We start from the raw sequence: 14,861 nt of genomic DNA, 5'->3' as shown, positions 1-14,861 counted from the left end.
TAACCTTAAACTTTTTAAGCTAATTTATTTGAGAATTTATTTTGGATGAATTTAACAAGTTCAACAACAACTAATGGAGTAACTGATAAGCCTAATACAACTAACCAATCTAACCATTGCCAATGTAACACATCATCTACACCAAAGATATTGTTTGCTATAAATGGGACAAATACAGTGATCAATTGTAATACTAGACATCCAATGAATGCATAGATTAAGAATTTATTTGGTTGTAGTTTAAATGTAGAGTGTTTTTCACTTCTAACATTAAATGCATGGAATAATTGTGAGATTGCTAATACCATAAAACCGATTGTTTGGGCATGTTGTAATTTATTATCTTCATCACCAATTAAATAACCAATGTAAAATGCTAAAAATGTGATGAAACCGATTAAAATACCTTGCCAAGCAACTTTTCTACCTAAACCGTCTGCAAATATGCCTTTTGAATTATCTCTTGGAGGTTGGTTCATGACATCTGGTTCTTTAGGTTCTAGACCAAGTGCAATCGCCATAAATGAGTCAGTTACTAAGTTAACCCATAAGATTTGGGCAGCCGTTAAAATTTGTAATTGTGGTTCATTTGGGAATAATACAATACCTAATGTAACACCTAAGAAGATTGTAATGATTTCACCAATATTACATGATAGTAAGAAGTGAATTGCTTTTTTAATGTTGGAAAGAATTGTACGACCTTCTTTAACTGCTGAAACGATAGTTGCAAAGTTATCATCAGTTAAAATCATGTCTGCAGCACCTTTAGCAACTTCAGTACCAGTAATGCCCATTGCTATACCAATATCAGCACGTTTAATACTTGGTGCGTCATTCACACCGTCACCTGTCATCGCAACAATCTTACCTGTTGTTTTCCATGCTGTAACGATACGTACTTTATTTTCAGGAGAGACACGTGCATATACTCTGATTTGAGGAAGTTTTTCAAAGAACTCATCATCAGACATACGGTCTAGTTCTTTACCTGTGATTGCTAAATGACTTTGTTCTAGAATACCTAGATCAGTTGCAATAGCAACCGCTGTATTCTTATGGTCACCAGTAATCATGATAGTGATAATGCCAGCATTTTTAGTTTCAATAATTGCATCTTTGACTTCGGGTCTTGCAGGGTCGATCATACCGACTAGACCTAGAATTATTAAGTCATTTTCTAAATCATCATGAGTTAATTCTAAGACTTCAGGTTTTTGTTCATATACTTTATAAGCAATAGCTAACACACGTAATGCTTGGTCTGCGAAATCTTGATTTTGTTGAGTAAAAGTATCGATTACTGTAGGAGTAACTTTTTCGATGGAACCATGATTATTAATATGAGAAGCCTTAGCGAATAATACATCTGGAGCACCTTTTGTTATAGATACATACTTACCATCAATCACATGAACAGTAGTCATTAACTTACGTTCAGAGTCAAATGGAAGCTCGTGTACTCTAGGGTAAGTTTCTAGGACTTTAATTGGATCATCATTTGTTGCAATAGACAAATCAGTTAAAGCAATCTCTGTTGGATCACCGATTTTAATATACGTATTTTCATCAGATAATTGAACTTTAGTATCATTACATAGAACACCATAATCAATTAACATTTTTAGTTCTTTAGTAGGGTTTATGATATCAGTTACCTTAGTAGTACTTCCGTATAAGTATGTTTCAGTAATTGTCATGACGTTTTGAGTTAATGTACCAGTTTTATCAGAACATATAATAGAAGTAGACCCTAAGGTTTCAACTGCAGGTAGTGTACGCATGATAGCGCGTTGTTTAACTAAGTTTTGCATACCGATTGCAAGTACAATTGTAATAATCGCTGGTAAACCTTCTGGAATCGCTGCAACCGCTAAAGCAATGGATGACATAAATATTTCAATCCAAGCAATATTTTCTACACCAACAGTAAACCAACCTCTTAATATTTGAATAATAAAGATGATAGTAACTACAAATAAAGCGATAATAGCTAGAGTTTTACCGAGTTTAGAAATAGTTTTTTGAAGTGGCGTCAATTCTGTTTCGGTAGTAGAAAGCATTGTAGCAATCTTACCGATCTCAGTGTGCATACCAGTAGAAGTAACAACTGCTAAACCACGACCATAAGTAACAACAGTACTCATGTAACCAATGTTAAATCTATCACCTAATGCGATCTCTTCTTGATGGATGGCATCAATGTTTTTCTCAACCGGAATTGGTTCACCTGTTAATGCAGATTCATCTGTCTTTAGGTTGATAGATTCAATAATTCGAATATCTGCTGGGATATAATCTCCTGCATGTAATACAATAATATCACCAACTACAACATCAGCAACATCGATGATGATTTCTTGACCATCTCGTAAGACTGTGGTGTGTGGGTTGGACATTTTCTTAATAGACTCTAAAGCTTGTTCAGCTTTAGATTCTTGTGCAACACCTAAAATAGCATTAATGATAACGATTGCTATAATAAGTAAGCCTTCTGTTAATTCCTCAGGTTTATTTTGAATAATAGCACCAGCAAAGGCGACAACTGCAGCAATGATTAGTACTATAACCATAAAATCCTTAAACTGATCTAAAAGTCTAGCAAATAAACTTCGTTTTTTCCCCTCGGCTAGTGCATTTGGACCGTTTGCCTCTAATCTTTTTTTGGCTTCATCGGAACTTAAGCCTTTTAAGGATGTCTGATGCTTTTCAAGCACCTCTTCGACATTCATTTGAAATACGGTTTTTTCTTTCATATTTTGTTTCCTTTCTATATAAATAAAGACCATCAAAACCAAAAACTGGTCTTGAAGGTCTCGTTTACAAGTTATACTTGAAAATTAACCGGGCTGATACTAGCCGTATTGACGATTAATTTTTGGGAACTACTCCCCTTCTCAGTGAATATTTTATCACAACAAGGGTAATAATTCAAACCTAAAGTTTAGAAAATTCGACAGCAATCAATGCTGCAATTTTCGCATTATTGTAGATAAGACCAATATTAGATTCAAGACTTGTTATATCCTTATTACTATGTAGCACTTTAAGTAAGTATGGTGTTAATTCTTTACCGGTAATATTATTTTCTTTTGCTGATAATATAGCACTTGAAATTGCTTTGTCTAAACTTGCTTTATCTATTGCATAATGTTGAGGTATCGGGTTTGCAACAAGGATACCACCGCTTAAGCCCATACTCCATTTTGTATACATGAGTTGTGCGATTTGACTAGCTTCATCTAATTGATAAGTAGTATTTAAACCAGATACATTTGAAAAGAATGCGGGGAATTCGCTTGTTTGATATCCAATAACCTCTACACCTTTGGTTTCAAGATACTCTAGTGTAAGATTTAGGTCCAGTATAGCTTTAGCCCCAGCTGAGACAACAGCAATCTGTTTTTCAGAAATCTCTTCAAGATCTCTTGAAATATCAAATGTTGCAGCAGCATGCTTATGTACACCACCAATACCACCTGTTGCAAATACTTTGATACCCACCATGTCCGCAATTAGGATAGTTGCTGAAACTGTAGTAGCACCACTGTATTTTTTGATAACGCAATAAGGTATATCACGTTTGGATACTTTTAGTACATTTGATTGTTTGCCTAACGTTGTGAGTTCGTTTGGATTTAACCCCACTTTAATACGACCATCAATGATAGCGATTGTAGCAGGTGTAGCACCGCTTTGTTCAACTATCTTTTCAACATTTAGTGCAGTTTCAACGTTTTTGGGATAAGGCATACCATGTGCAATAACTGTAGATTCTAATGCGACCACAGGTTTACCAGATCTTAGAGCATCTAACACTTTTGGATGAATATCAATGAACTGGTTCATATAATTACCTTCTTTATACGTATTTTACAGGTTCTAAGTTAGCGTCGTATTTTAATACTGTAATATGTTTTATTTTGACATCTTTTAAAGGTTGATCATAACCATCTGTTCGTACTGAAGCGATTTTATCAACAATTTCAATTCCTTCAATAACTTTACCAAATGATGCATATTGACCATCTAAGTGTGGAGAATCTTGATGCATAATGAAGAATTGTGAAGTTGCCGAGTTTTTATCCATTGTTCTTGCCATAGATAAAACACCTCTTGAATGTTTTAAATCGTTTTTAAATCCGTTAGATGTAAATTCACCTTTAATAGGCATTTCTCTAACTTTAGGATTTGCGCCTCCTTGAATCATAAAACCTTTGATGATACGATGGAAAATTAGACCATCATAGAAGTTTTTATTCACATAGTTCATAAAATTAGAGACTGTATTTGGTGCGATATTTGGGTAGAGTTCTACCTTTAAAGTACCAAATTCTTCAATCTCCATTGATAATAGAATTTCTGACATATTATTTTGAGTCCTTTCAATTATTATTAATTTCATTTTATCATATCATGTTATAATGGAGATAGAAAGTGAGCGATAAATTTATGATAGATTTTGGACATGGTGTCGCAAGCGGAAAAATCATATTAATGGGTGAACACTCAGTAGTTTATGGAAAACCCGCAATTGCACTACCCTTTAAACAAGCACAAATTAGCTCAAAAGTCTTTAAAACAAATGATAAAATTACAATTGATTCTTTTTATCATAAAGGTTATTTAGATGATGCTCCGGACACATTATACGGTATAAAACAACTTACATATATTGTCTTAGTATATTTAAAACAACCATTTCATGGTATACACATTCAAGTTGAATCATCTTTACCACCACAACGTGGTCTAGGTTCATCCGCATCTGTTTCAATAGCGATTGTTAGATCGCTTTTTGATGCTTTCAAAGTAGAATTAAGTCAAGAACGTCTCAATTATTTTGTCGATGTAGCGGAACAAATACATCACGTAAATCCATCTGGGTTAGATGCAATTACTATTGCATTTGGACAAGCTGTATTTTATCAAAAGGATTTAGGCAAGACGTTAATTCCACTAAAAATGGATGCAGTTATTGTAGTTGCAGACACCGGTAAAAAAGGATTAACTAAAGAAGCAGTACAAGAAGTAAAACAATTATGGACGGATAATCCAACGATTGTATCTCCAATTATGGATAGATTAGAAGAACTTACGAATGAGGTACGAACATATTTAGAGACCAATGAAATTATTCGACTTGGTCTTGCTATGACAGAGGCACATCAGTTACTTAGAAGTATTAAAGTTTCTGATGACTTACTTGAAAAATTAGTAAATGTATCACTATTAAACGGTGCATTAGGCGCTAAACTTACCGGTGGTGGTAAGGGTGGTTGCATGATTGCACTCGCACAAAATGAAAATCAAGGTATACGAATTGCAGATGCACTAAAGAATGCAGGGGCAGTAAATACTTGGCTTTATGACTTAAAGGAAATTGTATTATGACACACACAGCAAAAGCAAACGTAAATATTGCACTTATTAAATACTGGGGGAAAAAGGACATAGAATGGAATTTACCACTAACTTCCTCTATTAGTCTAACTTTAGATGCCTTTTATACCGAAACTACAGTTACATATGATTCACTATTAACAGCTGATATATTACTCATTGATGATGAAACTATTACTGGTGGAGAGTATGTAAGAGTATCTAAATATATGGATAAGTTAAGAAAATTATATAGTATTCCATATTACGCAAAGATTTCATCTTATAACTTTGTACCAAAAAAAGCAGGTTTAGCTTCTTCATCTTCAGCATTTTCAGCACTTGCATATGCTGCAACTAAAGCATATGGACTAAATCTTGATTCTAAAGAACTTTCATCCCTATCAAGATTAGGAAGTGGTTCTGCATCACGTTCTATCTATGGTGGTCTGGTTTTATGGCATGAAGGACATGATCATAAATCTTCTTATGCAGAACATTTAACACACATGGATGATTTAGCATTAATTGTATGTTTAATTGATGAGACACCTAAAAAAGTAAATAGTACCGATGCAATGAACAGATTAAATGAATATCCAGACTTAAAAGAATTATGGACTTTAAGTACAGAAGATGCATTTAATGATATGAAAGAAGCCATACTAGAAAATGATTTTGACAAGATGGGGTCTATTGCAGAATCTCATGCAAGTTTAATGCACTATATAATTCAAGAAACTGGAGTTTCTTATTTAACTGATCAATCATTTAAGGTCATGGATTTAACTGAAAAAATACGTAATGAGGGTATACCTGTATATTACACAATGGATGCAGGAGCTAATGTTAAAATTTTAACTAAAAAAGAACATGTAGAATCAGTTAAAGCTAGATATGAAAAATTATCTAAGGTTATAGTAAGTTATACAGGAATGGGGGTAATTTCCTTATGATATCACTAAAAATACCTGGAAAGTTATTCATTATTGGGGAATATTCAGTAGTTAAACCTGGTAATGAAGCAATAATAGCGGCTGTTGATAAGTTTATACATGTTAGGGTTAAAGAGGATTCTGATTACCAATTTTCTTCTGAAATGGGACATTTTAGATGGATGTTATCTGATCAATTACCTGTCTTTGTTTACGACACCTTGACACACGCAAAAGCAGCTGTTTACATAGCTCATAAGTATTTAAAATATAAAGAAATTACACCTAAAAGTTATAGTATTGAACTTTTTTCTGAACTTACAAGTAAAGATAACATAAAATATGGATTAGGTTCATCAGGTGCTGTTATAGTCGCTGTTATTAAAGGCATTTTAAATTTTCATGGTATTGAAATTGCAAGATTAGATTTATTTAAATTAAGTGTATTAGCGCAAATAGAAATTTCTGATATTACATCAGGTGGTGAGTTAGCAGCATCCATTTATGGTGGTTGGATATTTTATCAAAGATATGATCTTATTTGGATATTAAACAGAAAAGGACATATTTCTGAAGTCATGGAGATGACTTGGCCACTACTTAAAATAGAAAAACTTAAGAGAGGTTCCATAAAGTTGGCTGTATGTTTCTCTGGCATTTCTCATTCGACCAAGGCATACACCGATAAAATGACCAGTTTTAGTGGTAGCAATTGGTATGCAAACTTTTTAGCAAAAACTAAAGTCATTGTTAACCAATTTAAAGAAGCATTTATAAGATCAGATTATTATACAATCAAGTATATGATTGATCTATATCGTCAAAAACTTAATGAATTAGAAGAAAATGCTGGTATTAAAATTGAATCAGAACCATTTAAGAAGATGATTCAAATTGCTAGTGATTACGGTTATTCAGCCAAAACTAGTGGTGCAGGGTATGGAGACTGTGGTATTGCACTTACAAAAAATGAAACAGATAAAAGAACGCTTCAAGATGCATGGATTAAAAATGGATTAATTGCACTTGATATAAAGGTATGGGATTACGATGAGTAAAAATAGAAAAGATGATCATATTAATATCGCCAAATCATTCAAGAAAAAACCAAATATGTTTGATAAGATAATTTTAGAAGGTACAGATTTACCCGATTTATCTATTGACGATATTGATTTATCTACAGAATTTTTAGGTATGAAAGTTCCATATCCTTTCTATATTAATGCCATGACTGGCGGTAGTGAAAAAGCACATAAGATTAATGAATATCTATCGAAGATTGCAGCTTATTTCAATTTACCAATGGTTACTGGAAGTCAATCTATTATGTTTAAAGATCCATCCTCAATCGAATCATTTAAGGTTATAAGGAATAATCATAAAGGTATTATAGTAGGTAATATTAACCCGAATATGACACTAGAACAAGCACAAGTAGCAGTTTCTATAATTGAAGCTAATGCCTTATCGATTCACTTAAATGTGATTCAAGAACTCGTTATGAACGAAGGTGATAGAGATTTTAGATTGTGGTCCAACCACATCGAATCTGTAGTTAAACATCTAAATAAACCAGTTATTGTTAAACAAGTTGGGCTCGGTTTATCACTTAAGACTATCCAAAAACTAAAAACATTAGGTATAAAATATATTGATGTTTCTGGTAGTGGTGGTACTTCATTTATTGATATTGAATCCACCAGAAGTGCTAAGGATTATAGTTATTTAAATGATTTTTTAATTGATACTGCCCAAACCTTAATCAATCTTAAAAATGAAAAAGATTTAGAAATATATGCATCCGGTGGTATACGTCATCCGCTTGATGTGATAAAATCACTCATCTTGGGTGCTAAGGCTTGTGGATTATCTAAGTGGTTCTTAGATTTAACAGATTTAGAATTCGATGATGCAGTTAAAAAGGTCGAGGAATTTATTGAAGATCTTAAAAAAATCATGCTAATACTTGGTGTTTCTAACTTAAATCATTTAAAAGAAGTAACATACAAAATAGTATAAATAAAAACCATCACTTTTAAAAGTGATGGTTTTCTTTAATAATGGACCTTTTTTATGCTTCGTTTGCTTGTATCTTCTTAACTACACTCATAGTAAGGAATACAAATGCTGCAATTAATAACAACGTTGTAAACCAAACATTAACAGATTGATCTATATTATTTGAAAATGATGTAAAGATGACATTCAATCTAAAGAAAATGGAGTTAGTGATTGCATACATGGCATATGCAATACCTACTGTACCAGAACCCAATAAAAATGCAGCAAGAACGATTAAGAACACCATAAGTGTTGAACTAAATCCAAATACAACATAATATGCTGCAAAGAAGATAATCATTGGTAGTGAAATGAGTTCATTAACCTTTGCAGGTTTTGGTCTATCATAAAGTAAATATGCAACAACTACACCTAAAGTATACAACATAATAAGTACACTTACAATTTGATTCCCATTAAATGCATCTGATGGGTTATTACTGAATAAATCACCTAAAAATCCACTAAGAGATGATGCAAATAAAAAGAATAAAATACCATGTGATAATAAAGCGTTAGACTTTGATTGTGCCCATATGACTGCAAACATTAAAATCATGATACCAAGATAAACACCGAATGTAACTAAGTTAAAAGTTCCGATATTTTTTATAATATTCAGAATGTCTGCATGCCAAAAGACTGCAAATATGACTACGATCAAACCACCAATTGAAACGGCAAACCCTTTTAAGGCTATTAATAATGCCTTCATACTATAAATCCTCCTTTAATGTATTTTTATACATCTATATGATACTATTTTATAAAAAAATACAAAAAAAAGTGTCATAAATGCATAAGACACTTTATTTAAACTATTTTTTATGCTTTTTAGACACCTTTTTTGATTTAGTAAACCATCCAAATGGAATGGTATTTGCTAGAGCAAGACCTAAAGCGTAGTAATACCAAGCGATTAAAGGTTTATCTTCTTCAGTTAAAGGACTAGATAATTCACTTTTAGGTACTAAATGAATTTGACCATCTAAGTAAGTTATTTCAATAAAAATATCAGTCTCACCAAATTCTATAATGTAATAACTATCAGCTACAGAAGTCTCAGGCGGTCGTTTAACTGTATAAAGTTCCATTGGGTTTAACCTTACGAATTTATAGTCTAAAGCAAAAATAAATATAATTAATATTGTAATCATAAAGCGATTCAAGATAAGTTTAAGTAAAAGTTTCATAATTCCACCATTTAATTCTAAATTTATACTATAATTATTGTATCATATAATTAGTATATTGATTATGAATTAAAGAATCAAAATAGATAGAAGAGGATGAATACATATGTATAAAGAAACTAGAATCATACAGGCATCTGAAATTGGTTATAACAATAGGGTAAGAATCACAGATCTTATTGATATGATTCAAGATGTGGAAGGTGCACATATTGAATCATTAAGTGCACTTGCAAAAGAAAGTAGAGAACAAAATTTTGCAATTGTCTTAAATTTTCGTTATGTACATATTAAATATTGGCCAAAGTATAAAGATATGTTAGAACTTACCACATATCCTTATGAAACAAAACAATTTTTAGGATATCGTAATACCTTAATACATGATCTTATGGGTAACTTATTAGTAGAATCTTATTGCTTAGGATCATTTATACATCTAGAGAGTAAGGCACCACATAGACTAAGTAATGAAGTACTTAGAACACTAGGTAATAGAAAAAAACATGATATGACTTATATGGGCAGAAAGATTAGTCTGAATAGAAAATTAGTCTTTGTAAAGTCCTTTAATCAAGTTGTATTGCCATCCCATCTAGATTACTATCAACATCTAAATAATGCAGTATACGTTGATTTTGCATATAACATGCTTCCTATGGATTTTCAATTTAGCACTTTAATTTGTGAGTATAAAAAGGATTTTCAATTATTTCAAAAAATGGTTTTAAAACTATATCAAACCGAAGAAGGGTTCTTGGTACAGTTTTTTGATGAGTCACAAACACTTTATTCAGTAATTGAATTTAAATAACTAAATTTAGCTTTTGCCATATAAATATGATAATATGAGATGGCAATAAAATTTAAGGAGCGTATTTATGAAAGTTTTTGACTACGAAGATATTCAACTTATTCCTTCTAAAAGTATTGTAAAATCTAGAAGTGAATGTGATACATCTGTTCAATTTGGACCCAGAAGATTTAAACTTCCAGTAGTTCCAGCAAACATGGCAACCATTATTGATGAAAAGTTAGCAATCTGGTTAGCAAGTCATGATTATTTTTATATCATGCATAGATTTGATGAAGCATCACGTATTCCTTTTATGAAAAAGATGAAGGAACTTAACTTGTATACATCGATTTCTGTTGGTGTGAAACCACAAGAATATGATTTTGTTGAAGAACTATCAAGACTTAATTTAGTTCCTGACTATATTACAATTGATATAGCACATGGTCATAGTCAATTAGTTATTGACATGATTATACACATTAAAAAACATTTACCTACATCATTTTTAATTGCGGGTAATGTTGCAACGCCTGAAGCAGTAAGAGAACTCGAAAATGCTGGCGCTGATGCTACAAAAGTAGGGGTTGGTCCTGGTAAGGTTTGTATCACTAAAATTAAAACGGGTTTTGGTACAGGTGGATGGCAATTAGCAGCACTTTCTCGCTGCAGTAAAGTAGCTAGAAAACCAATGATCGCAGATGGTGGAATTCGTACGCATGGTGATATTGCTAAATCTATCAGATTTGGTGCATCTATGATTATGATCGGTTTTTTATTTGCAGGACATGAAGAATCACCTGGACAAACAATTGAAGAAGATGGAAAAATACTTAAAGAATATTTTGGTTCAGCATCAGAATATCAAAAGGGTGAAAAGACCAATGTTGAAGGTAAGCGTATCTTAATTTCTTACAAAGGTAAAATAGAAGATACCTTAAAAGAAATGACTGAAGATTTACAGTCATCTATATCTTATGCAGGTGGTAAAGATATTGAAGCAATTACAAAAGTTGACTATGTAATTGTTAAAAACTCTATTTTTAATGGAGATTGGATTTAACTAAAAAACGGTAATGAAGCAGTTTTTAATCAAAACTGCTTTTTTATGCACTTTTTTATAATATTGATATAATATAGTTAACGAAATCATCTAGGGGAGATAGTATGGTTTTTAATTTAATTATTTTTTATACATAGATGAAAGATTAGACTTACAAGTACTCATCTTATATATCTCATTAATCTATATTTATGCGAGATCATCTATTACTATAAATTTAAGAAGAGATGATATTGAGGGTAAAACCCTTTACTAAACTTTACAACGATACTTTACATAGTACTATATTCATTTAGAGTGCTACACATATTGTTCATATTTAGAGATAATAATTCTTATAGTGAACTTAAAGACAGTCAAACAATCACTGTAATCTTTACCTTCTTATTACAGATACTTTTAACATTTATTGTATCTAATTTAATCTATAATCGGGCTCGAGGTGAAATAAAGAAAATTAATAGTGGGTTTCATCATTCACCGGTTTCAATGCTGATGCTTGATGAAAATAAGAAAGTAGTCGATGTAAATACCCGATTTTCTGATTTTTTAGGTTATAGAATTGAAGAGTTACTTGGAAGTCAGGTTTGTGAACTTAAAATATTTAAAGAAATCTGTCATTTAACAGAATTTAAACAGATGATGGCGTCGAATAATCCATATCATAATATGGAATATAGTGTAGTGAAATCAGATGGTAGCATTATAAGAACACTTATTTCAATATCCGTCATTAATTATGTAGATCAAAAACATGCTATTATTACATTTACTGATATCTCTAATTTGCATCAAATGAATGAAAAACTGACCGATTATGCGTATTATGATGATTTAACTACTTTACCTAATAGAAGATACTTAACTAAAATAATCGACACTAAAATTACTGATAATAAACGGTTTACACTTATGTGTATAGATCTTGATAATTTTAAGGATATCAATGATAACTATGGACACACTGTTGGTGATGAGGTGTTGTATCAACTTGCTAAAAGATTACTAAAAACAGTACATGAAGAAGATTTTGTAACACGCTATGCGGGAGATGAGTTTGTTGTTATTTTAAATTTAGACGATAAATCTCATACACTGGAACATAAAATTGATAGAATTATCGATGCTATTGAAAGTCAAATATATTTAGATAACAAGGTGTTTAATTTAAACGCATCTATTGGGTTATCAGAGTATCCACTCCATGGGATGACACTCAATGATTTATTAAGACAAGCAGATACAGAAATGTACCGTATCAAACGTATGGTCAAAGCAAATAACCTGAATAATTAATAAAATACAAGGAAAAGATGCGAATAAGGTGAGTTCGCATCTTTTTTTTACGCTTTAAAATACGCCAATTCAGTGTTATAATAATATGCTTATGATATTTATAAAGAAAGTAGACGTCTATGAAGAAATTGATGAGTTTCATTGTATTAAGTTTAGTACTTATATTAATTAGTTGCCAAACACTTGGAGATTCACCAGGTGAGGATACAATTATTTTTGAAGTGGCTGATGATATTGAATATGTTATTGGTGAAGAACGACCAATTTATTTAGAATATGTAACAGCTAAAGACATTAATAACATTACTTTTATTCAATTTGTGAGCTACGATGATAGTTTAGTTAATTATGAAGTTGAAGGTGAATATCAAGTTGACTTTGAACTTAACTATGAGCAATATCATAAAACGATTACAGTGGATGTACGTGTAGTTCTAACATCAACAATTATAAATTTAGATTTAAACATTTATTATATTAATGATTTTCATGGTGCGGTTTTGAATAATGAAGAACAAATAGGGTTAAGCCGCATCGGTAATCTAATTATGGATGAAAAAAATAACAATCCCGATTCGACCTTATTTTTAGCAGGTGGAGATATTTTACAAGGCCAGTTAATTAGTAATTGGTATGATGGTGCATCAACAATAGAACTATTAAATGACATGGAGTTAGATGCATTTGTAGCTGGTAACCATGAATTTGATTGGGGTGTTGATGTATTAACACAATACTTTAATGGACAAAGTAATTTACAGGCTAATTTCCCATTACTGGGCGCAAACGTTTATGAAAAATCATCAAATGAGATGGTAGATGGTTTTGAACCTTACACAATCATAGAAAAATCAGGTGTTAAGGTTGCTGTGATTGGTACAGTGGGTTATGGATTAGAATCTTCTATTGCATACGCAAGAATTAAAGACTACAAATTCATAGATCCTGTGGAGCGTGTCATGTATTTTTCCCATAAGGCACGTACAGAAGATGATGCTGATATTGTAATAGCAATTAATCATGCCGATGATGATGGATTTAATAACTCGATTGCTAATCTTAAGGGTGATTACAAAGTAGATGCTATCCTTAATGGACATACCCATAGATACTATACAAGAACCATTAATAACGTACCTGTAATGCAATCTGGTGCTAATGGATCACATGTAGGACACGTTACACTAAATTATGACTCAAAACAAGGCGTTTATAACTTTACTCAAGAAAACTTAACACAGTTTACTGAAGAAAGACTGAATGTTGAACAATCAAGCATTAAATCTAAAATTGATAACTTCTATAATGAAATTTCAGGTCTATATGATCCTATTATGGTCTCTAGTGAAAGTATAGATAAAGGTCTTTTATCAAATTATATTGGAAAACTTATGCAAACAAAGTTTGGTGCAGATGTTGGGCTTCATAATGCAGGTGGCACAAGAGATACCATTCGTAACGGTGAAAGTTTAAGTTATGCAAAACTTCATGCCATATCACCATTTGATAACACAGTTGTATTAATTGATGTAACAGGTGAAGAACTATTAAATGCAATCGGTAGTGAAAATGCATATTTTAGAGCGGGTTTATCTAAGAATAATATCCAAATGAAAAGTATCTATAAATTAGCGTTAAATGACTATATATTTGGTGCTAAATGGTTCTTACGGGATAAACCAGCTGAATTTACTGAATTTACTGATGTTACTGTACTTGATCTATTTGTAGAAACTGTAGAGAATCAAAGTGAAGTATATGAAACATGGTCTACTACACTGCCTATTATGTTTAATCAAAATATAAGTTTGTTTGCTCACTTAATTACATATTCTTCACAAATCCATATATAATTCAACATATATTTAATTTACATGTTATAATGTAGACAAAATTAAATCAATCTCGAATAATGAGGCTGCGAATACAAATAGTACATCACGGAAAGGTGTCATTCGCCGAAGCATAAACATTTGCTGGGTGTAAATTGAATAAATTTACAACTGTTTCTTATAACTCGCCTAAAGTTATAAAGAATTGCGCATTATTAAGGGAATAGGCAGAAGTTTTAGTTAATTTATTAAATCACTAGCTTTTGCTATGTGATTTTTATTTTTAATTGAAAGGAAAAA

13 protein-coding genes and 1 riboswitch are annotated in these 14,861 nt (G+C 31.6%); of the genes, 8 read left to right on the top strand and 5 right to left on the bottom strand.

The annotated features are described in order from the left end of the window. Positions 1-14: 14 nt before the first annotated feature. From IY230_RS01380 to IY230_RS01370, 3 genes are all read right to left on the bottom strand, one after another. Positions 15-2,756 carry a calcium-translocating P-type ATPase, PMCA-type gene (locus IY230_RS01380; RefSeq protein WP_196369555.1) on the bottom strand — a complete coding sequence of 914 codons (2,742 nt, stop codon included), beginning with the start codon at positions 2,754-2,756 and terminating at the stop codon, positions 15-17. Between the two features lie 181 nt (positions 2,757-2,937). Beyond that, positions 2,938-3,849, bottom strand: coding sequence for a pseudouridine-5'-phosphate glycosidase (locus IY230_RS01375; RefSeq protein WP_196369554.1), 912 nt, complete (start codon positions 3,847-3,849; stop codon positions 2,938-2,940). A gap of 13 nt (positions 3,850-3,862) precedes the next feature. Then, the gene (locus IY230_RS01370) at positions 3,863-4,369 is read right to left on the bottom strand and encodes a peptidylprolyl isomerase (protein ID WP_069580285.1); all 507 of its coding nucleotides are present in this window, start codon (positions 4,367-4,369) and stop codon (positions 3,863-3,865) included. A 68-nt stretch (positions 4,370-4,437) separates the two neighbouring features. Here IY230_RS01370 and mvk point away from each other — a divergent pair, with 68 nt between their 5' ends. The 4 genes from mvk to fni are packed head-to-tail and all read left to right on the top strand — an operon-like array spanning position 4,438 to position 8,339. Continuing rightward, a complete protein-coding gene (mvk, locus tag IY230_RS01365; RefSeq protein WP_308705583.1) occupies positions 4,438-5,394 on the top strand; it encodes a mevalonate kinase in 957 nt (318 codons plus the stop codon). Next, the gene (mvaD, locus tag IY230_RS01360; RefSeq protein ID WP_196369553.1) at positions 5,391-6,338 is read left to right on the top strand and encodes a diphosphomevalonate decarboxylase; all 948 of its coding nucleotides are present in this window, start codon (positions 5,391-5,393) and stop codon (positions 6,336-6,338) included. Before mvk ends, mvaD begins: the two co-directional genes overlap by 4 nt. Next, the gene (locus tag IY230_RS01355; protein ID WP_196369552.1) at positions 6,335-7,375 is read left to right on the top strand and encodes a phosphomevalonate kinase; all 1,041 of its coding nucleotides are present in this window, start codon (positions 6,335-6,337) and stop codon (positions 7,373-7,375) included. The genes mvaD and IY230_RS01355 overlap by 4 nt, the downstream gene beginning before the upstream one ends. Next, on the top strand, positions 7,368-8,339 hold the full coding sequence (fni, locus tag IY230_RS01350; RefSeq protein ID WP_196369551.1) for a type 2 isopentenyl-diphosphate Delta-isomerase: 972 nt from the start codon (positions 7,368-7,370) through the stop codon (positions 8,337-8,339). Before IY230_RS01355 ends, fni begins: the two co-directional genes overlap by 8 nt. A gap of 52 nt (positions 8,340-8,391) precedes the next feature. On the opposite strand, the gene IY230_RS01345 is transcribed toward fni, so the two are convergent. Together IY230_RS01345 and IY230_RS01340 are read right to left on the bottom strand one after the other, a co-directional pair. Further along, on the bottom strand, positions 8,392-9,096 hold the full coding sequence (locus IY230_RS01345) for a hypothetical protein (RefSeq protein WP_196369550.1): 705 nt from the start codon (positions 9,094-9,096) through the stop codon (positions 8,392-8,394). A 103-nt stretch (positions 9,097-9,199) separates the two neighbouring features. Beyond that, entirely contained in the window at positions 9,200-9,574 is a 375-nt protein-coding gene (locus IY230_RS01340) for a hypothetical protein (protein WP_196369549.1), read from the bottom strand. Positions 9,575-9,680: 106 nt separating this feature from the next. Here IY230_RS01340 and IY230_RS01335 point away from each other — a divergent pair, with 106 nt between their 5' ends. From IY230_RS01335 to IY230_RS01320, 4 genes are all read left to right on the top strand, one after another. Beyond that, positions 9,681-10,388 (top strand): acyl-ACP thioesterase domain-containing protein, encoded by a 708-nt coding sequence (locus IY230_RS01335; protein WP_069580278.1) that lies wholly within the window; start codon positions 9,681-9,683, stop codon positions 10,386-10,388. 67 nt (positions 10,389-10,455) lie between these two features. Further along, positions 10,456-11,433, top strand: coding sequence for a GMP reductase (locus IY230_RS01330; RefSeq protein WP_196369548.1), 978 nt, complete (start codon positions 10,456-10,458; stop codon positions 11,431-11,433). Positions 11,434-11,742: 309 nt separating this feature from the next. Beyond that, positions 11,743-12,729: a sensor domain-containing diguanylate cyclase gene (locus IY230_RS01325; RefSeq protein ID WP_196369547.1), complete on the top strand. Its 987-nt coding sequence runs from the start codon at positions 11,743-11,745 to the stop codon at positions 12,727-12,729. Positions 12,730-12,848: 119 nt separating this feature from the next. Further along, a complete protein-coding gene (locus IY230_RS01320) occupies positions 12,849-14,582 on the top strand; it encodes a bifunctional metallophosphatase/5'-nucleotidase (protein WP_196369546.1) in 1,734 nt (577 codons plus the stop codon). Between the two features lie 51 nt (positions 14,583-14,633). After that, positions 14,634-14,782: riboswitch (Lysine riboswitch) on the top strand. Positions 14,783-14,861 lie beyond the last annotated feature (79 nt).

The organism is Acholeplasma laidlawii (assembly GCF_015709225.1).
Classification (GTDB): Bacteria; Bacillota_I; Bacilli_A; order Acholeplasmatales; family Acholeplasmataceae; genus Acholeplasma; species Acholeplasma laidlawii_A.
Note: the sequence above shows the minus strand (reverse complement) of the source record. Positions and strands in the feature narration are given on the sequence as shown.

Coding starts and splice junctions, on each gene's coding strand:
- IY230_RS01370 (WP_069580285.1), bottom strand. CDS start 4,369: ATGTCAGAAATTCTATTATCAATGGAGATTGAAGAATTTGGTACTTTA.
- IY230_RS01355 (WP_196369552.1), top strand. CDS start 6,335: ATGATATCACTAAAAATACCTGGAAAGTTATTCATTATTGGGGAATAT.
- IY230_RS01375 (WP_196369554.1), bottom strand. CDS start 3,849: ATGAACCAGTTCATTGATATTCATCCAAAAGTGTTAGATGCTCTAAGA.
- fni (WP_196369551.1), top strand. CDS start 7,368: ATGAGTAAAAATAGAAAAGATGATCATATTAATATCGCCAAATCATTC.
- IY230_RS01340 (WP_196369549.1), bottom strand. CDS start 9,574: ATGAAACTTTTACTTAAACTTATCTTGAATCGCTTTATGATTACAATA.
- mvaD (WP_196369553.1), top strand. CDS start 5,391: ATGACACACACAGCAAAAGCAAACGTAAATATTGCACTTATTAAATAC.
- IY230_RS01345 (WP_196369550.1), bottom strand. CDS start 9,096: ATGAAGGCATTATTAATAGCCTTAAAAGGGTTTGCCGTTTCAATTGGT.
- IY230_RS01320 (WP_196369546.1), top strand. CDS start 12,849: ATGAAGAAATTGATGAGTTTCATTGTATTAAGTTTAGTACTTATATTA.
- IY230_RS01330 (WP_196369548.1), top strand. CDS start 10,456: ATGAAAGTTTTTGACTACGAAGATATTCAACTTATTCCTTCTAAAAGT.
- IY230_RS01380 (WP_196369555.1), bottom strand. CDS start 2,756: ATGAAAGAAAAAACCGTATTTCAAATGAATGTCGAAGAGGTGCTTGAA.
- IY230_RS01335 (WP_069580278.1), top strand. CDS start 9,681: ATGTATAAAGAAACTAGAATCATACAGGCATCTGAAATTGGTTATAAC.